The sequence below is a fragment of the Salmonella enterica subsp. enterica serovar Typhimurium str. LT2 genome (assembly GCF_000006945.2).
Classification (GTDB): Bacteria; Pseudomonadota; Gammaproteobacteria; order Enterobacterales; family Enterobacteriaceae; genus Salmonella; species Salmonella enterica.
Genome location: NC_003197.2, coordinates 4,668,962 through 4,686,434 on the forward strand (window position 1 = coordinate 4,668,962; position 17,473 = coordinate 4,686,434).

19 protein-coding genes and 16 other annotated features are annotated in these 17,473 nt (G+C 52.9%); of the genes, 15 read left to right on the forward strand and 4 right to left on the reverse strand.

Annotated features, from left to right (window positions below; translation table 11 throughout):
• Positions 1-63: 63 nt before the first annotated feature.
• Positions 64-69 (forward strand) — a ribosome-binding site (putative RBS for srfJ; RegulonDB:STMS1H004306).
• Both srfJ and STM4427 read left to right on the forward strand, forming a co-directional pair.
• The gene (gene srfJ / locus STM4426) for an activated by transcription factor SsrB (protein ID NP_463287.1) occupies positions 64-1,413 on the forward strand. Within the gene, positions 70-1,413 belong to an annotated coding region; the region does not span the whole gene. Its footprint overlaps the feature before it by 6 nt.
• Positions 1,406-1,411, forward strand: a ribosome-binding site (putative RBS for STM4427; RegulonDB:STMS1H004307). Its footprint overlaps the gene before it by 6 nt.
• Positions 1,406-2,247, forward strand: a protein-coding gene (locus STM4427) for a putative endonuclease (protein NP_463288.1). Within the gene, positions 1,414-2,247 belong to an annotated coding region; the region does not span the whole gene. Before srfJ ends, STM4427 begins: the two co-directional genes overlap by 8 nt.
• Here STM4427 and STM4428 read toward each other — a convergent pair.
• The gene (locus STM4428; protein ID NP_463289.1) for a putative permease occupies positions 2,244-3,416 on the reverse strand. Within the gene, positions 2,244-3,410 belong to an annotated coding region; the region does not span the whole gene. The two genes, STM4427 and STM4428, sit on opposite strands and share 4 nt — an antisense overlap.
• Positions 3,411-3,416: a ribosome-binding site (putative RBS for STM4428; RegulonDB:STMS1H004308), on the reverse strand. Its footprint overlaps the gene before it by 6 nt.
• Positions 3,417-3,470: 54 nt before the next feature.
• Complete coding sequence (locus tag STM4429; protein ID NP_453700.1) at positions 3,471-4,271, reverse strand: putative cytoplasmic protein; 801 nt, start codon at positions 4,269-4,271, stop codon at positions 3,471-3,473.
• Complete coding sequence (locus STM4430; RefSeq protein ID NP_453701.1) at positions 3,471-5,408, reverse strand: putative sugar kinase; 1,938 nt, start codon at positions 5,406-5,408, stop codon at positions 3,471-3,473. The genes STM4429 and STM4430 overlap by 801 nt, the downstream gene beginning before the upstream one ends.
• Positions 5,408-5,413, reverse strand: a ribosome-binding site (putative RBS for STM4430; RegulonDB:STMS1H004309). (Overlaps the previous gene by 1 nt.)
• A 404-nt stretch (positions 5,414-5,817) precedes the next feature.
• Positions 5,818-5,823: a ribosome-binding site (putative RBS for STM4431; RegulonDB:STMS1H004310), on the forward strand.
• A gap of 1 nt (position 5,824) precedes the next feature.
• On the opposite strand from STM4430, the gene STM4431 reads away from it, so the two are divergent.
• Positions 5,825-7,765, forward strand: coding sequence for a putative thiamine pyrophosphate-requiring enzyme (locus tag STM4431; RefSeq protein ID NP_453702.1), 1,941 nt, complete (start codon positions 5,825-5,827; stop codon positions 7,763-7,765).
• Positions 6,956-7,765, forward strand: coding sequence for a putative thiamine pyrophosphate-requiring enzyme (locus STM4432; RefSeq protein NP_453703.1), 810 nt, complete (start codon positions 6,956-6,958; stop codon positions 7,763-7,765). Before STM4431 ends, STM4432 begins: the two co-directional genes overlap by 810 nt.
• A gap of 174 nt (positions 7,766-7,939) precedes the next feature.
• Positions 7,940-7,945 (forward strand) — a ribosome-binding site (putative RBS for STM4433; RegulonDB:STMS1H004311).
• Positions 7,940-8,968 (forward strand): putative thiamine pyrophosphate-requiring enzyme gene (locus STM4433; RefSeq protein ID NP_463294.1). Within the gene, positions 7,946-8,968 belong to an annotated coding region; the region does not span the whole gene. It overlaps the preceding feature by 6 nt.
• A gap of 65 nt (positions 8,969-9,033) precedes the next feature.
• Positions 9,034-9,039, forward strand: a ribosome-binding site (putative RBS for STM4434; RegulonDB:STMS1H004312).
• Positions 9,034-10,267, forward strand: a protein-coding gene (locus tag STM4434) for a putative permease (protein NP_463295.1). Within the gene, positions 9,041-10,267 belong to an annotated coding region; the region does not span the whole gene. Its footprint overlaps the feature before it by 6 nt.
• 154 nt (positions 10,268-10,421) lie before the next feature.
• Positions 10,422-10,427: a ribosome-binding site (putative RBS for STM4435; RegulonDB:STMS1H004313), on the forward strand.
• Positions 10,422-11,243, forward strand: a protein-coding gene (locus STM4435) for a putative cytoplasmic protein (protein NP_463296.1). Within the gene, positions 10,428-11,243 belong to an annotated coding region; the region does not span the whole gene. (Overlaps the previous feature by 6 nt.)
• Before the next feature lie 47 nt (positions 11,244-11,290).
• Positions 11,291-11,296: a ribosome-binding site (putative RBS for STM4436; RegulonDB:STMS1H004314), on the forward strand.
• Positions 11,291-12,180 (forward strand): putative endonuclease gene (locus STM4436; protein NP_463297.1). Within the gene, positions 11,296-12,180 belong to an annotated coding region; the region does not span the whole gene. Its footprint overlaps the feature before it by 6 nt.
• Positions 12,181-12,235: 55 nt before the next feature.
• Here STM4436 and yjgA read toward each other — a convergent pair.
• Positions 12,236-12,799 (reverse strand): putative cytoplasmic protein gene (gene yjgA, locus STM4437; RefSeq protein NP_463298.1). Within the gene, positions 12,236-12,787 belong to an annotated coding region; the region does not span the whole gene.
• Positions 12,794-12,799, reverse strand: a ribosome-binding site (putative RBS for yjgA; RegulonDB:STMS1H004315). (Overlaps the previous gene by 6 nt.)
• A 64-nt stretch (positions 12,800-12,863) precedes the next feature.
• Positions 12,864-12,869, forward strand: a ribosome-binding site (putative RBS for pmbA; RegulonDB:STMS1H004316).
• On the opposite strand from yjgA, the gene pmbA reads away from it, so the two are divergent.
• From pmbA to STM4444, 7 genes are all read left to right on the forward strand, one after another.
• Positions 12,864-14,235 (forward strand): putative peptide maturation protein gene (pmbA, locus tag STM4438; protein NP_463299.1). Within the gene, positions 12,883-14,235 belong to an annotated coding region; the region does not span the whole gene. Its footprint overlaps the feature before it by 6 nt.
• An 85-nt stretch (positions 14,236-14,320) precedes the next feature.
• Positions 14,321-14,326 (forward strand) — a ribosome-binding site (putative RBS for cybC; RegulonDB:STMS1H004317).
• Positions 14,321-14,720 (forward strand): cytochrome b(562) gene (gene cybC, locus STM4439; RefSeq protein ID NP_463300.1). Within the gene, positions 14,334-14,720 belong to an annotated coding region; the region does not span the whole gene. It overlaps the preceding feature by 6 nt.
• 277 nt (positions 14,721-14,997) lie before the next feature.
• Positions 14,998-15,336 (forward strand): putative cytoplasmic protein, encoded by a 339-nt coding sequence (locus STM4440; RefSeq protein ID NP_463301.1) that lies wholly within the window; start codon positions 14,998-15,000, stop codon positions 15,334-15,336.
• A gap of 3 nt (positions 15,337-15,339) precedes the next feature.
• Positions 15,340-15,345 (forward strand) — a ribosome-binding site (putative RBS for STM4441; RegulonDB:STMS1H004318).
• The gene (locus tag STM4441) for a putative cytoplasmic protein (protein ID NP_463302.1) occupies positions 15,340-15,709 on the forward strand. Within the gene, positions 15,347-15,709 belong to an annotated coding region; the region does not span the whole gene. It overlaps the preceding feature by 6 nt.
• Positions 15,705-15,710 (forward strand) — a ribosome-binding site (putative RBS for STM4442; RegulonDB:STMS1H004319). Its footprint overlaps the gene before it by 5 nt.
• Positions 15,705-16,011 (forward strand): putative cytoplasmic protein gene (locus STM4442; RefSeq protein NP_463303.1). Within the gene, positions 15,709-16,011 belong to an annotated coding region; the region does not span the whole gene. Its footprint overlaps the feature before it by 6 nt. The genes STM4441 and STM4442 overlap by 5 nt, the downstream gene beginning before the upstream one ends.
• A gap of 17 nt (positions 16,012-16,028) precedes the next feature.
• Positions 16,029-16,034: a ribosome-binding site (putative RBS for STM4443; RegulonDB:STMS1H004320), on the forward strand.
• Positions 16,029-16,810, forward strand: a protein-coding gene (locus STM4443; RefSeq protein NP_463304.1) for a putative inner membrane protein. Within the gene, positions 16,034-16,810 belong to an annotated coding region; the region does not span the whole gene. Its footprint overlaps the feature before it by 6 nt.
• 5 nt (positions 16,811-16,815) lie before the next feature.
• Positions 16,816-16,821: a ribosome-binding site (putative RBS for STM4444; RegulonDB:STMS1H004321), on the forward strand.
• Positions 16,816-17,466, forward strand: a protein-coding gene (locus STM4444; protein ID NP_463305.1) for a putative inner membrane protein. Within the gene, positions 16,822-17,466 belong to an annotated coding region; the region does not span the whole gene. Its footprint overlaps the feature before it by 6 nt.
• The last annotated feature ends 7 nt before the right edge of the window (positions 17,467-17,473 follow it).

Below are 17,473 nucleotides of genomic sequence, written 5' to 3' on the forward strand. Positions count from 1 at the left end.
GATAGCGATGCTTAAGCGTCCTATCCGGCATATCACAATTTATTATCTTCTTTTATCCGGAACTTCCCTATGAAAGGCAGACTCATCTCTTCCGATCCGTATCGTCAGCAATTCCTTGTTGAGCGTGCGGTCTCTTTTTCGCATCGTCAGCGTGATTGCAGTGAATTAATCAGCGTCTTACCGCGCCACGCGTTACAGCAGATTGACGGATTCGGCGGCAGCTTTACCGAAGGTGCGGGCGTGGTATTCAACAGCATGAGCGAAAAGACGAAGGCGCAATTTCTTTCCCTTTATTTTTCTGCTCAGGAACATAATTACACTCTGGCGCGGATGCCAATTCAGAGCTGTGATTTTTCCCTGGGCAATTACGCGTATGTCGATTCCAGCGCTGACCTGCAGCAGGGACGGCTCTCCTTTTCCCGCGATGAAGCGCATTTAATACCGCTGATTTCCGGGGCGTTGCGGTTAAATCCACACATGAAGCTGATGGCTTCGCCGTGGAGTCCGCCGGCGTTTATGAAAACTAATAACGATATGAACGGTGGCGGCAAGCTGCGGCGCGAATGCTACGCCGACTGGGCCGATATCATTATCAACTACCTGCTGGAATACCGCCGCCACGGCATTAATGTGCAGGCGCTCTCCGTGCAGAATGAGCCGGTGGCGGTAAAAACCTGGGACTCCTGTCTGTATAGCGTGGAAGAGGAGACAGCCTTTGCCGTGCAGTATCTGCGTCCGCGCCTCGCCCGGCAGGGTATGGATGAGATGGAGATCTATATCTGGGATCACGATAAAGATGGCCTGGTGGACTGGGCTGAACTCGCCTTTGCTGACGAAGCTAATTATAAGGGAATTAACGGGCTGGCATTCCACTGGTATACCGGCGACCATTTTTCGCAAATACAGTATCTGGCCCAGTGCCTGCCGGATAAAAAACTCCTGTTTTCCGAAGGCTGTGTGCCAATGGAGAGCGATGCCGGTAGCCAGATTCGCCACTGGCATACCTATCTCCATGACATGATTGGTAATTTCAAATCGGGTTGTAGCGGGTTTATCGACTGGAATCTGCTGCTGAACAGTGAGGGCGGGCCGAATCATCAGGGTAATCTGTGTGAAGCGCCCATTCAATACGATGCGCAAAACGACGTGCTGCGGCGTAACCACTCCTGGTATGGTATTGGCCACTTCTGCCGCTATGTGCGTCCGGGGGCGAGGGTCATGCTTTCTTCAAGTTACGATAATCTTCTGGAAGAGGTGGGATTTGTGAATCCCGACGGCGAGCGTGTGCTGGTGGTGTATAACCGCGATGTCCAGGAAAGGCGTTGCCGGGTGCTGGATGGCGATAAAGAGATCGCGTTAACGCTGCCGCCGTCAGGCGCCAGTACGTTGCTATGGCGGCAGGAGTCGATCTGAATGATGAAGCTGGGATTTAATGAAGCGACCTGTATGCGAAACTCCACGCTGGCACAGGATGTTGTGTTGGCGGAACGTTTTGGCTATGACTACATCGAAATCCGTCTGGATATGTTGCAGGAGTGGTTGCAGAAACATACGTTAAGCGAGCTGGCAGACATTTTCGCCGTCGGCCACCTTAAGCCCTGGGGCTACAATTCGCTGGAAGACATTACGTTTTGTGATAGCGAAAGCTGGGCGGAGAAACTGCGGCAGTTGGCTTTCGCCTGCCATGCTGGCTCAGTGGTGGGGGGTGATTGTCTGGTTGTGGTGCCCACCATTCGTCAGGGGGGAAATTTTCCGCCAGGGGAAACGGTGAAAGATTCAGTGAAGCGTCTGCGCGAGATGGCGGCAGTGGCGGAAGAAAGCCGGATGCGGCTGGCCTTTGAGCCGATCGGTTCCGCAGGATGCTGTGTGCGCAGTCTTGCCATGGCGATGGAGATCGTAGATGCGGTCGATCGCAGTAATGTCGGGCTGGTCGTCGATGCCTTTAATCTTTACCTGCACGATCAATGGCGGGATCTGACCACGCTTCGCCAGATCCCTGTGGAAAAGATCTTCGTTTACCATATTGATGACGCCGATAATCTGCCGCTGGCAACGCTGGAGCATTGCCATCGTCTGTTTCCTGGCAACGGCGTGATCCCACTGCATGAGATCACGCATGAGCTAGTGCAGAAGGGCTATGAGGGGATCTGTTCGCTGGAACTGTTTAACCCTGGCTACTGGCAGATGGCGGCCAGCGAAGTCTTTGCGATAGGGGCGGAAAAGACTCGCCCCTTCTTAACAGCTTAATGTTGCCGCAGCAAGAGATGGACAACCGCCGCGCCCAGCAGCGCGCAGGCCGCGGCCAGAAGAAAGACCTGCTGATAGCCGATAAACGGCGTCAGCAGGCCCGCTATTGGTCCGGTAAATCCGTAGGCCAGATCCTGAAACGCTGACCAGACGCCGAGGGCCGTACCACGAATCTCCGGTGGCACTCTGCGCACAACCTCTACGCCCAGCGATGGGAACATCAGCGAACAGCCGCAGCCGGTAATCGCCGCGCCAATCAGCGCAGCGCCTGCTGACGGAGCGGCCCACATTACCGCCAGTCCGGTCCCCTCTACCAGTAGTGAAAAGGTTGCGACCGTGGCGCCGCCGTAACGGTCGGGAAATTTGGCGCAGAAAAAGCGGACAGCGATAAACGCAATGCCAAACAGCGTCATCGCAAAACCGGTGTTATCCCAGTGACGCTCGTTGAACCAGAGGGCGGTAAACGCGCTTAGGGTGGCAAAACCAATGCCCTGGAGCACAAGCCCTGTTCCGGGCCGCCACACCAGGCCGACTACCCGTAGCACTGGCACGCGGGGACGGGCTGTTGGGATATTCCCCGGAATGCCATAGATGACTCCGCTGGCGATGATCGGCAACAGCACGACGAGGAGCGCCGGAAGCGCCAGGCCGGCCCTGGCGTAAAGCGACAGCCCCAGCGGCGCGCCGATAGCCAGCGCACCGTAGGTCGCCATGCCGTTCCAGGAAATAACCTGACCCGCGTGGGTCGAGCCCGCCAGCCACATCCCCCAGGTTAAATTACCGGTCAAAATGAAACTTTCACCGATGCCCAGCAGCACACGACCAACAATCAGTATGGCCCATGCGAGCAGCGGAACCGGGTGAGCGATTAGACTGACCAGCATCAGCAGACCTGATGCGGCGCAGTAGAACTGACCGGTGATAACCGTCCGACGTCCGCCTGACGTGTCGGCTTTTCGACCCGCGGCGCCCCGGGTAAGCAAGGTGGCGATAAACTGGCTGCCTACCGCGATACCGATCAACAGATCGCTCAGATGCAACTGCTGCTGAACGTACAGCGGCAGCATGACTAACGGGATGCCAATAGTCAGATAGTTGAGAAACATCGCGGCGCTGATGCGAAACAGCGTGATCGATGTGGAATGTTGTGTGAGAGCTGGCATGGAATCGTCCTTGAACACGCCCCTTGTCCGATGCAGACACGGGGCGTGATGAGGCAGGCATTAACGTGCCGGGCGGTATTCGCGCCAGTAGTCGATAAGCATGCGGTATTTTTGTTTCACCGTTGCGATGAGCTGTTCATCGTTAAGCTGGCCGCCTAACCACTGGCGTGACGGTTCGCCAAAGATGGTCCGGCCGACGGCGAAACCTTTCACCCAGGGCATATCCGCTGCTGCGGCGAATCCTGACTTCAACTCGCTTTCCGGTGCGTCCAGGCCAAGTATCAATATACCGCGACATTCAGGGTCATAATGCTCAATATGCTGGCTGATTTCTCGCCAACGATCTGGGCTTAACGGCGGCAGTTTCCACCAGTCCGGCAGGATCCCCAGTTGATAAAAACGTTCCACAATCTGAGGATAGTATTGCTCATTTTGGTCTGCCGCATCGCGCGGCAAGATGACTTCCAGCAGCAGATCGTGACCAGACTGGCAGCAGGCGCGGTAAACCTCGTCAATGAGCGCCTCTTGTTCAAGACGTACCGACTCTGCATCGAGTGGATGATAGAAGACCAGACATTTCACGACGTGCTCTTGCGGCCAGCTGACAAGCTGAGAGCCAATATCGCCATGTTCCAGCTTCAGCGGATACGAACCGGGCATCTCAACCGGTCGGCCAATCCACCATCCCTGGCCGGTCACGTCGTTAAGCGCCTGCTGACCAAAGGTGGTATCGGCAAGGATGCCGCTATTATTCTGTAAACCGGCCTCAAGCGCCGCCTGACGTGCCCCTTCTAGCAGTAGCATCTTCAGGGGGGGGATCGCGGATTCACTGGCGCCGACTTCATTTGCGATATCCACCAGTTGCTTGCGATGGTCAAAGGCGAATACGCACAGCTCCGGCCAGTGCTGTTTACGGGTTGTGACCCGATGAAGGTGATTCAGCCGCGGGTCTTTGTCTGGCCGGGTGATGGATTGTTCACGCGCGAGGTAGTCGTCCAGCTCTTTTTTGGTTGGCATGGCGGGGGCACAACCGTGGCGCGATACCACTAACGCGCCGCAGGCGTTTGCATAACGGCAGGCTTGCTCCCAGCTTTCATCGTTCAGGTATCCCCGCAGCAGTCCTGACATAAAGGCATCGCCCGCGCCCAGAACGTTCAGAACGTCTACGCGAACGCCGCTATGTATCTTCACCTGCGACCAGTCATCGGCGATGTTGCCTTCAAAGACTGAGCAGCCCAGCGCGCCGCGTTTGCACACCAGTACGGCCTGGGTCAACTGACGGACGCGCCGCAGGGCGGTCAGCGTGTCGGTACTGCCGCCGGCGATATGGAATTCTTCTTCGGTCCCAACGATCAGATCGAAATGGCGCAATACCTGCTGGAGCTGTTCGGTAACCTGTGATGAGGCGATGAAACGCGTTTCACCGTCTCCTAGCGACGTCAGGCCCCACAGTACGGGGCGGTAGTCGATATCCAGTGCCCGCCGCAGCCCGTGTTTTTGCGCATACTCCAGCGCTTTAAGAACGGCGGCGCGCGTATTGGGGTGAGAAAGATGGGTACCGGTGACGGCTAATGCGCGTGAAGAAGCGATGTAATCTTCGCGGATATCCTCAGGTGTTAGCGCCATGTCCGCGCAGTTATCGCGGTAGAAGATCAGAGGAAAGGTGTCCTGATCTTTAATGCCGAGGATCACCAGCGCGGTCAGACGATCGCGATCCGACAGCAGGCACTGCGTATCCACACCAACGCGGTTTAATTCTTCACGAACGAAACGTCCCATATGCTCATCGCCGACGCGGGCCAGCATAGCGGAACGTAATCCCTGAATGGCCGTGCCGTAGGCAACATTGCCTGACGATCCCCCTAAATATTTAGCGAAAGTCGTCATATCCTCCAGCCGTGACCCGATTTGTTGACCATACAAATCAACGGCGACTCGTCCCAGACAGATAACGTCCAGCGGCTTTTGCTCACTACTGACTGCTTTATTCATTGACATATCCCCTAACAGAAGACGGTGTTATTTTTGCTCATACTAAGGTTTGGTGATTTCATTTTCAATAAAAATGGAAATAATGTTTTCATTTATTGTTTGAACAAGATCACAGAAATGGCATTTCCGGGCAACGGGCATGATCGTTTTTTGTTGTGTTTTTTGTTTTAATTGATTGATTATAAATGTGTTATTTATTTTAAAATCGCATGGAAGATAAATTTCATTTTCATGAAAAATACGCCTGAATGTCGAAATTTTTTAACCGTTTTTTGATCTCCTTCCCATAAATGAAATATAAATTCCATATAATTGTGAGAACGGAAATTTTGATCCTATGATAAGTCTCTGTGTTTTTGGGGCTGAAGCGATGCATAAGCAGGCAACGACAGCCGAACGGTTGATAAAAGCAGGTGGGGTACATGAAAACAATCAGGTTGACCATGGCGCAGGCTTTGGTGCGCTTTCTTGATAATCAGTACATCGACGTAGACGGCAGCGAAATCAAATTTGTAAAAGGGATTTTCGCCATTTTTGGCCACGGGAACGTCGTCGGATTGGGGCAAGCGCTGGAAGAGGACTGTGGCCAACTTAGCGTTCATCAAGGGCGTAACGAACAGGGAATGGCGCATATCGCGACGGGATTTGCCCGCCAGATGCGTCGCCATCAGATTTATGCCTGCACCTCCTCAGTGGGGCCAGGGGCCGCCAATATGATCACCGCAGCGGCGACCGCGACGGCTAACCGTATTCCACTGCTTTTGCTGCCGGGCGATGTGTACGCATCGCGTCAACCCGACCCGGTTTTGCAACAGGTTGAACAAGAACACGATTTGACGCTGAGCACCAATGACGCTTTCCGTGCAGTTAGCCGCTACTGGGATCGCATTACGCGTCCGGAACAGCTAATGAGCGCCTGTATCAGCGCGATGCGGGTGTTAACCGATCCGGCGGATACGGGGGCCGTGACGCTTTGCCTGCCACAGGATGTGCAGGGTGAAGCCTGGGATTATCCGGATTATTTTTTCGCTCGCCGGGTCTATCGTCTTGAGCGTCACGCGCCGACGGAGCCGATGCTGAACGAGGCGGTTGCGCTGATTCGCCGCCACCAGCGGCCGCTGATCGTTTGCGGCGGGGGCGTGAAGTACTCGCAGGCTGAAGAGGCGCTGCTGAGATTTGCCGAACGCTGTCATCTGCCGATTGCTGAAACCCAGGCTGGCAAGGGAGCGCTCAGTTCTGCACACCCGCTGAACGTCGGCGGGATTGGCGAAACCGGTTCACTGGCGGCGAATCTGCTGGCGCAGGAGGCCGATCTGATTATCGGTGTAGGGACGCGCTATACCGATTTCACCACCTCCTCAAAGTGGATCTTCCAGAATCCCGACGTGCGCTACTTAAATATCAACGTTAGCCGCTTTGATGTCTTCAAGCTGGATGGCGTACAGATGCAGGGTGACGCTCGCGTCGCCCTGACGCAGCTTAGCGAACGGCTGGCCCAGGAGCATTATGCTTCGCAATGGGGTGAGACTATTCACCGCGTCCGCTCGCAATATATGGCGGAAGTTGAGCGCGTCTATGCTGTGGAATATAGCGGAGAGGGCTTCAAACCTGAAATTGAGGATCATATGGATACTCAAAAGGTGTTTGAAGAGTTTAATGAGATTACGCGGTCGTGGCTGACCCAGACGCGCGTGTTGGGTGTGCTTAACCGGATGTTGCCGGAAAACGCGCTGGTGGTGGCGGCGGCGGGCAGCCTGCCGGGCGACCTCCAGCGTGTCTGGCAAAGCCGCGGCGAGAATGATTACCACGTCGAGTACGGCTACTCCTGTATGGGCTACGAAGTCAATGCCGCATTGGGGGCCAAACTGGCGCAGCCGGAGCGCGAGGTGTACAGCTTCGTGGGCGACGGTTCGTTCATGATGCTGCACTCTGAGTTGGTCACTTCCGTCCAGATGGGGAAAAAGATTACCGTCATTTTGCTCGATAACATGACCAACGGCTGTATCAATAATCTGCAAATGGAACACGGTATGGACAGTTACTTCACCGAGTTTCGTTTCCATCAGCAGGAGAGCGGTCGTCAGGAAGGCGGGTTTATCCCGGTCGATTTCGCTCGCATCGCTGAAGGATATGGTTGTAAAAGCTATCGCGTCACCACCATTGAACAACTGCATGAAGCGTTGGAAGATGCTCGTAAACAGACCGTGAGCACGCTGATAGACATAAAAGTGCTTCCCAAAACGATGGTGCATAAGTACCTGAGCTGGTGGCGCGTTGGTGGGGCGCAGGTATCCCGTAGCGAACGTATCCAGGCGGTAGCGCGTATGCTTGAAGAACATATCGGACAGGCCCGGCAGTACTGATTAATTTGCCGTCGTTCAGGTTGCAGAAGTGTGGTTATTGTTCTGCAACCTGAACGATACAGCGTCAACGCATTGTTTGCTTTTCAGAACGGCAAAATAAAACGATCCGTTTTTCGCAGAACTACGGATGCTTTTCTTTTGCGGTTTTAAATTTACTATTCATGAGATTAAGAGGTACGAATGAAAAAGCTTCGATGTGGTGTTATTGGCCTCGGTCGGGTAGGTAAAATGCATGTTGAGAATATGTATTTACTGCCTCAATTAGATATTATCTGCGCCGCCGATTATTTTATTGAGGAGATGAGCGATTGGCTTTATTCGGTAAATATAACTTCAGGGTATAAAAATTATCAGGAACTTTTACAGCGTGATGATATAGAGGCAGTTTTTATTTTCACCTCAACGGATATGCACGAAGAGATCGTCACGGCGGCAGCGCAGGCGGGGAAGCACATTTTTTGTGAAAAACCGCTCAGCATGAATGAGGATGAGCAGGCCTCAATGGCGGTGCTGAGAAAAGTGAAAGAGAAGGGGGTGACGCTGCAGGTTGCCTTTAATCGCCGTTTTGATCCTCAGTTTCACGAGGTCTTTGAGCTGGTGCGCAGCGGCAAGATTGGTCGGCCCCAGATGATAAAAATCACCTCCCGCGATCCGGACCTGCTACCCCATGATCTGATCAAACGTATTGGCGGTCTGATTTTTGACTTCACCATGCATGACTTTGATATGGCTCGTTTTATGATGCAGGATGAAGTCAGCGAAGTCTATGTTAAGGGCAATACGCTGATTGATCCCAGCCTGAAAAATATTGATGATGTTGATACGCTTGCGGTGATGCTGACTTTCAGAAACGGCGGCTACGCGCTCATTGATAACAGCCGTCGGGCGGTATATGGCTATGACCAACGGGTGGAGGTTTTTGGCTCAGAAGGGATGGCGTATGCGGATAACGTTAGTGAGTCGACGGTGAAAGTTTTCAACAGCCAGCACTGCATAATGAAAAATCCCCTTCCTGATTTCACGGTCCGTTATCGCGAAGCTTACCGAACGGAAATATTACACTTTATTGATTCAGTCCTGCATCATACGCCGGTTGTCTGTACCGGCGAAGACGCATTATTGGCCCAGCGTATCGCTATTGCCGCGCAGCAATCATTAAAAAGCGGGCTGCCGGTGAAAATAACAAGCGATATTTATCTTTAACTGCATCTATTAATAATGAAGAAACTCTCGCACTGAAAAGTGTGAGAGCTTTTCTATACCGAGGATAATAAAATGAAAGAAATGCAGGCAACGCTGCCCCAGACATTTTATATAAAACCAGGTAAGTTTATCTGGAGCTACCTGGGAACATTTTTATTTATGTTGGGCGGCTGTATTGAGAACAGCTGGTTATCTGCCTGGTTAAATACGCAGGGGTTTGATCAGGCGCATATCGGGCAGATTTTTGCCGGGTATGGGATTGTGGTCGCGATTACCTCCTGGCTATCCGGCGTCTGTGTGGACGTTTTTGGTCCTAAAAAGGTGATGGTTACCGGTTTTATCGTCTATCTTCTGGCTTCCGTCGCGTTTCTGAACTTTGCGCTACCCAGCCATGATTTTGGCGCAATTCTTGTTACCTATATGCTGCGTGGCGTGGGGTATCCGCTGGTCTGTTACTCCTTCCTGGTACGCCTGACCATCCAGTTGGATAATCACCAGCAAGGGATCGGCACCTCGCTATTTTGGGTGGTCTATAACCTTGGTTTTACCATCATTGGGCCGGTGGTGGCGGCGTCGTTAATTCCTGAGTTGGGGCATATCAACGTGATGTGGGCCGGGATGGGCGTTGCGCTGCTGGGGGTTCTCTTCATGCTGGTGCTGGAACGCAATGAATTCATTCTGAAACCGCGAACGACGCCGGTCTTCAAAGAGTTATCTGCGGGTATCTCCATTATGTATGAACGGCCACGGATCGGTCTGGCGGTGATTGTCAAAACTATTAACGGTCTTGGCACCTATGGTTTTGTTGTCGTATTACCTCTGTTTCTGCTGGATAAGCACTTTACGCTTGAGGAATGGGCGAGTATTTGGGGGATTACCTTTATCTCTAACCAGGTCTTCAACATTATCTTTGGCTGGATGGGCGATAAAATTGGTTTTCGCCGAACCATCCAGATTTTTGGCAGCATCCTGACCGGTGTCGCTACGCTGATTGTTTACTGGGTGCCGATGATATGGGGGCATAACTATGTCGCCTTTATGCTGGCGATGTGTTTGTGGGGAGCCGGGCTGGCTGGCTTTGTGCCAATGACGCCGCTGGTGCCGATGATGGCGCCGGATAAGAAGGGGGCGGCGAACTCGGCCGTGAACTTTGGCTCCGGCCTGGGGAATTTCGTTGGGCCAGCGCTGGTCTCCGTTCTGGCAGGGTTCGGCACCGGCGTGGTGATGTATACTATGGCGGGGCTCTATTTATTCAGCGGCATCCTGGTGCAGTTTCTTAAAGTGCCTGGCGAGAAATAGCTTCAAATATTCTTCAAAAATCCCTTATAGCCTGTGATGTTCATCACTAAATTAAACCGGTTTTTATCAAGATTGATAAAGCCGGTTTTTTCACCCTACGTTAAATTGTACTAACGGATTACGGTTATTTACCCACTCATATACGTTCAGGGAGAAAATAATGAATATCGAAAAAACACGGTTTTGTATTAACCGGAAAATTGCACCGGGTCTAAGTATAGAAGCATTCTTTCGACTGGTTAAACGTCTTGAGTTTAATAAAGTGGAATTGCGTAATGATATGCCAAGCGGCAGCGTTACTGATGACTTGAATTATAATCAGGTGCGTAACCTGGCAGAAAAGTATGGACTTGAAATTGTCACAATTAATGCGGTCTATCCCTTTAACCAACTGACCGAGGAGGTAGTAAAAAAAACGGAAGGATTATTACGAGACGCACAGGGAGTCGGCGCGCGGGCATTAGTTCTTTGTCCGCTGAATGATGGAACGATTGTGCCGCCGGAGGTTACGGTTGAGGCAATAAAACGACTGAGCGATCTCTTTGCCCGGTATGATATTCAGGGGCTGGTTGAACCTTTGGGATTCCGCGTAAGTTCGCTGCGTTCTGCCGTCTGGGCTCAGCAACTGATCCGGGAAGCAGGTTCCCCCTTTAAGGTTTTGCTGGATACCTTCCATCATCATCTGTACGAAGAGGCCGAAAAGGAGTTTGCGTCGCGCATTGATATTTCTGCTATCGGGCTGGTGCATTTGTCCGGTGTGGAAGACACCCGACCAACGGAAGCATTGGCTGATGAGCAGCGTATTATGCTGAGTGAAAAGGATGTAATGCAGAATTACCAGCAGGTGCAGCGTCTGGAAAATATGGGATATCGCGGTATTTACGCTTTTGAACCTTTTTCTTCCCAGTTGGCTTCCTGGAGTGAGGCGGAAATAGAGGAACAAATTAATCGCAGCGTGTCATTGCTGCTGCAATGATACAGCTAATTTCCAGGTGACCGTTTTCAGTTTCCGCAGCGTGGTATTTACAATGAAAATTGCTTTTGATGTCGATGTTATTAAACATTTACCCATTACCCAAATGGTACGGCAGGTTTCCGAGTGGGGGTATAAATATATTGAGCAGTCGCCGCACCCGCGTATTAATCCGTTTTATAAACACCCTAAAGCTGGTCGCGATACCATGCAGGAATATAAACGCGCCTTGCAGAACTACGGTGTGGAAATCTCGTCATTTATTGTGGTTTATCGTTGGTCCGGCCCCGATGAAGAGCGTCGGCGCGCCGCGGTAACCAACTGGAAGCGGATGATTGAGATTGCCGTTGATATGGGCGTACAGGTGATTAATACCGAGCTTTCCGGGACGCCGGATGAGCCGGAGATTTGTGAAGAGATGTGGTATCGCTCCATGGAGGAATTGCTGCCGATCGTGGAACGAGAGGGAATTCGAATCGAAATTCAGTCTCACCCCTGGGATTTCTGCGAACTGAACGATGAGACGGTCGACATGGTGCAGTCTTTGCGTAGTGATAACGTGACCTATCTGTACAGCGCACCGCATGGCTTCTTTTACGATAAAGGGCAGGGCGACGTCGCAAGGATGCTGAACTATGCCGGGGCCGATCTTTCGCATGTTCTGCTGGCCGATACGCACAACCACACGCTTCCCTGCCGCTATATCATGAACCCGCCTGGCGTGAATGCGACGATTCATCAGCACATCGGGCTGGGAGAAGGTGAGGTCGATTTTGACGCGCTATTCCAGGCACTGCGTGAAATGGATTTTGCAAACCGCACGTTTAAGGTGGGCGGTGAGGCAATTATCACCACGTCGCTGTTTGGTTATCCTGAGAAAATGAGTGTTCAGGCGGTGGAAACGCGCGAGCGGATCGAGCGGGAGCTACTCGGACGTTAAAAACGGGTGGATTTGCCTGTACCGCGCCACAGGCTGGCGCGGTCATTTGCGGCAATTACCCTTCGTTTTCCGCCAGCTCGCGCAGATACTGGAAGATCTGACGCGCTGATTTCGGCGGTTTGTTGCCTTCTTTCTCTTTCTTCGCATTGCGGATCAATGAACGAAGCTGTTGACGATCGGCGTGCGGCCACAGGGTCAGTACTTCGGCTACCGCGTCATCGCCTTCGACGATCAGACGATCGCGCAGATGCTCAAGTTTGTGAAACAGCACCACCTGCTGATTATGGCGGTTCTTCAGCTTGTCCAGCGCCTGGCGAATAGGTTCAACGTCGCGTTGGCGCAGCATTTTTCCGATAAGCTGCAACTGGCGGCGGCGTCCTTCCATTTTGATACGCTGGGCCAGTTCAATGGCGTCGCGCAGATCGGCGTCCAGCGGGATCTTATCCAGCGCGTTTTTCCCCAGATCCACCAGTTCCGCGCCCAGGCGTTTTAATTCCTCGGCATCGCGTTTAATTTCACTTTTACTGACCCAGATAATTTCATCGTCTTCGTCTTCGATGTCATCACCGGGAACGTCGTCGAGCCAGTCTTCGGGCTGCTTTGTCATGTCAGGCTCCTTAAAAAAAGAGGCTAATGTTACCAGTTAAGATGCGCACTGAAAAACGGTTCTCTGTTAGACTTCAGAGAAACTCTCTCTACATTATGGCATTTGCAATGAAAGTAATCTCACAAGTTGAAGCGCAGCGTAAGATTCTGGAAGAAGCAGTTTCGACAGCGCTGGAGTTAGCCTCAGGCAAATCGGATGGGGCGGAAGTCGCCGTCAGCAAGACCACCGGCATTAGCGTCAGCACCCGTTATGGTGAAGTAGAGAATGTCGAATTTAATAGCGACGGCGCGCTGGGTATTACGGTGTATCACCAGAACCGCAAAGGCAGCGCCTCTTCGACAGATTTAAGCCCGCAGGCGATTGCCCGTACCGTGCAGGCCGCGCTGGATATCGCGCGTTACACGTCGCCGGACCCGTGCGCAGGCGTGGCGGACAAAGAACTGCTGGCGTTTGACGCGCCGGATCTGGACTTGTTCCACCCGGCAGAGGTTACGCCAGACGAAGCCATTGAACTGGCCGCTCGTGCGGAACAGGCTTCTCTAAAGGCGGATAAACGCATCACCAATACCGAAGGCGGTAGTTTTAACAGCCATTACGGCATTAAAGTGTTCGGCAACAGCCACGGTATGTTGCAGGGATATTGCTCCACGCGCCATTCGCTCTCAAGCTGCGTCATCGCCGAAGAGAACGGCGATATGGAGCGTGATTACGCTTACACCATCGGCCGGGCAATGGCGGATCTGCAAGCGCCGGAATGGGTCGGGGCCGAGTGCGCGCGCCGTACCTTATCCCGCCTGTCGCCGCGCAAGCTCTCCACTATGAAAGCGCCGGTCATTTTCGCCAATGAAGTGGCGACAGGGCTATTTGGTCATCTGGTCGGGGCGATTGCCGGCGGCGCGGTATACCGTAAATCCACTTTTCTGCTCGACTCGCTGGGCAAACAAATTCTGCCTGAATGGTTAACCATCGAAGAACACCCGCATCTGCTAAAAGGGCTGGCGTCTTCACCGTTCGACAGCGAAGGCGTGCGTACGGAGCGCCGGGACATTGTGAAGGATGGCGTACTGACGCAATGGTTGCTGACCAACTATTCCGCCCGCAAACTGGGGCTGAAAAGTACCGGTCATGCCGGCGGCATTCATAACTGGCGTATCGCCGGGCAGGGGCTGAACTTTGAGCAGTTGCTAAAAGAGATGGGCACCGGCCTGGTGGTGACGGAACTGATGGGCCAGGGCGTCAGCGGTATTACCGGCGACTACTCCCGCGGCGCTGCGGGATTCTGGGTTGAAAATGGTGAAATCCAGTACCCGGTAAGTGAAATTACCATTGCCGGTAATTTAAAAGAGATGTGGCGTAATATTGTCACCGTAGGTGATGATATTGAAACGCGTAGTAATATACAGTGTGGTTCGGTATTGTTACCGGAGATGAAAATCGCCGGACAATAATACCCGTCATACTTCAGGCTGCAGGCGCGTTGGCTGCCTGCAACCCGAATTATTCAGGGTATTACACTTATCGTTAATAATAAAAAAGGAAGTGAGCAATGCGTAAAAGCCTGTTAGCTATTCTTGCTGTGTCATCGCTGGTATTCGGTTCGGCTGTTTTTGCTGCCGATCTTGAAGATAATATGGATATTCTCAATGATAACCTGAAAGTTGTTGAGAAAACGGATAGTGCCCCTGAACTGAAAGCGGCATTAACCAAAATGCGCGCGGCCGCGCTGGATGCTCAAAAAGCTACGCCGCCAAAGCTGGAAGATAAAGCGCCGGATAGCCCGGAAATGAAGGATTTTCGTCACGGTTTTGACATTCTGGTCGGCCAAATTGATGGCGCGCTGAAGCTGGCGAACGAAGGTAACGTTAAAGAAGCGAAAGCGGCGGCGGAAGCGCTAAAAACCACCCGCAATACATATCATAAGAAGTATCGTTAATTTTTGTGGGATGGCGGCTTCGCTTTATCCGCAGGTCGCCATCCGGCAAACTGTAATACCCATCACACTTTCTCACTTTATACGACAACGTCATTGTTTTGCCATTTCCTCTTTATGCCGCGATAGATCTCACACTTTCCCGGCGATAATTCATTAATGCCGCCTTTTCTGTGGCGCAGATCACCTATCCCACTCGCGTTTCCACTTCGAGGTGGAAAATAACTCGCTACAAACTTTTAACCCTTACCGCTAGTTTTATCTCATTGCCATTAACGGGGTGAGACGCGTGGATAACGGAGCAGTAAAACACGATGCCGGTGAGCGAATTAACGAACTGGCTGAACAGGTGTTAACGCAGGTGGATGGCCTGCTGGGGCGGCATCACATTGTCCCCAATGCGGTACAGACGCAAATGCTGACCTCGCACGTTCGCGCGATGGCGCACCGGTCAATTACCGGCGAGCCTTTACCGGAAGTCGATGCCAGCTTGTTTGATGAAATCTCAGCCGAATCAATGGCGCTCGCCCGCGAAATCGTGGCGGCGTTTGGCAACCTTCCTGACGAAGAAGCCTGGCTATTATCGGTACATTTTGAAGTCGCGAAAGACAACCTCTAAGGAGCAAAAAATGGAACAGATTACCGTCGTGATTGGCGATCGCCTGGGTAAAGGCCAGAAAGTGGCGGCAGGCGTGGAAAAAGCGGGCGGTCGCGCGGTCGTCGTGCCGGGCGTCGCGGCAGACATGAAGCTGGGCGATGTGATGAAAGCGGAAAACGCCACCTTCGGCATTTCATTTTGCGGCAGCGGCGGCGCGGGCGCTATCACCGCGCAAAACAAGCATGGCTACAAAGCCAAATATGGGATGCGGTCAGTAGATGAAGGCGTCACCGCTATCAATGAGGGCTGCAACGTGTTGGGTTTCGGCTTTATGGATAAAGAAGAGCTCGGCGAGCGCCTGGTGCAGGCGTGGCAAAAGAAATACGGCGCCTGATGATGAAAGAGCAATTCACCACCACGGTGAGAGTAAAAGGCAAGGGCGACGCCAAAGCACGCGCCTTTGCCGATGCGCTGAACCATGTTCAGTCGGCGGTGATGAGAGAGTCGCCGTATATCTTACTGCGTATTGAGCCACAGGATGTGCGGATTGTTCAGGCGCATGAGTCGGTGCGTAAAGAGGCCTTTCTGTTTTTCTTTTTGCGCCGGGAACGACGCACTTACAGCGTGGAGCTGGATGTGACCGTCAACGTGACCGCCATCAATCTCGACAGGGTGGATTTCGTCGCGAAACGCTGATTTTTATTAAAAAGGCATAGTTATGTTCCTGATAATACTAATTAAATCGCTCATTATCGGCGCGCTGGTCGGCGTAGGGGTGGGCGCTGGGGCTGCACGCATGTTTCACGCGCCAACCACGCAGGGGATGGGCGCGTTCCGTACGTTGGGCGAACTCAACTCTTGTGAAGGCGACCCGGCATCTCACTTCTCCTTTGGGCTGGGTTTCTTCTTTAACGCCTGGGCCTCGTCTGTGGCGGCCGGATCGTTCACCCAGGATGTCGATCACCGCATCATCCCTAACTGGGGCGCGGCGGCGCTAATGATCAAAAACCGTAACGTCGGCGAGACGCTGCACGACCCGAAAAAAATGGCGATCGCCTGCGCCGTCATCGGCATGATAGTCGTGACGTTCCTTAACCTGACCGCCTCATCCGTGCCAGAAGCGCTACAGGTGACGGCGGTTAAGGTGCTGGTACCGGCGGCAAACCTGCTGGTCAACATCGTCATGCCTGTGATCTTCTGGTTAGCAGCGATCGACGCCGGTAAAAAATCGGGCTTCTGGGCCACCGTTTTCGGCGGCGCGGCGCAGCTCATCATGGGGAACGCCGTACCGGGGCTGGTACTGGGTATTTTGATCGGTAAAGGCGTAGAAGAGAGCGGCTGGAACCATGTTACCAAAGTGATGATGGTCGCCATCGTTTTGCTGTTTGTGTTGAGCGGCTTCTTCCGCGGCTTCGACATGAAAATGATCGAGTCTTTCAACATGACGGTACCGAACTGGCTTGAACTGATCCACAACTCGCTCAGCGGCAAATAACGGAGGCCACAATGGAAGAGAATAAAGGTTTTTGGTATGCCGACTGGTCGTTCCCGATCTTTGTTGGCCTGCTCTCCTCCGGCGTTTTCGCCGGGACGCATATGTACTATCTGTACGGCATCGGCGCATTTAACGAAGTCGCTTTTGTGGCGATGTTGAAAGCGGGGATGGATACCGGCGTCTACGGCGCGGTCGCCGCTTTCGGCGCCAGCTTTTTATTTGCCCGCATTATCGAAGGTTCGCTGGTCGGAATTCTGGATATCGGCGGGGCAATTCAGACCGGCGTGGGCTTAGGGGTTCCGGCGTTACTGCTGGGGGCTGGCTTTGTCTTCCCGGTGGCGAACTTTATCGCTTCGCTGATAACCGGTCTGGTGATTGGTCTGGCGATTGGCTACATCATTATTCTGGCGCGTAAGTTCACCATTAATCAGAGCGACTCCACGTACGGGGCGGACGTCATGATGGGGGCCGGTAACACTTCAGGCCGTTTTCTGGGGCCGTTGATTATCCTCAGCGCCATGACGGCATCGATTCCTATTGGTCTGGGCTCTCTGGTGGGCGCGCTGCTGTTTTATATCTGGCAGAAGCCGATTACTGGCGGCGCGATTTTAGGCGCGATGATCCTCGGTTCCATCTTCCCGGTTGCGATTAGCTAACTGTTGA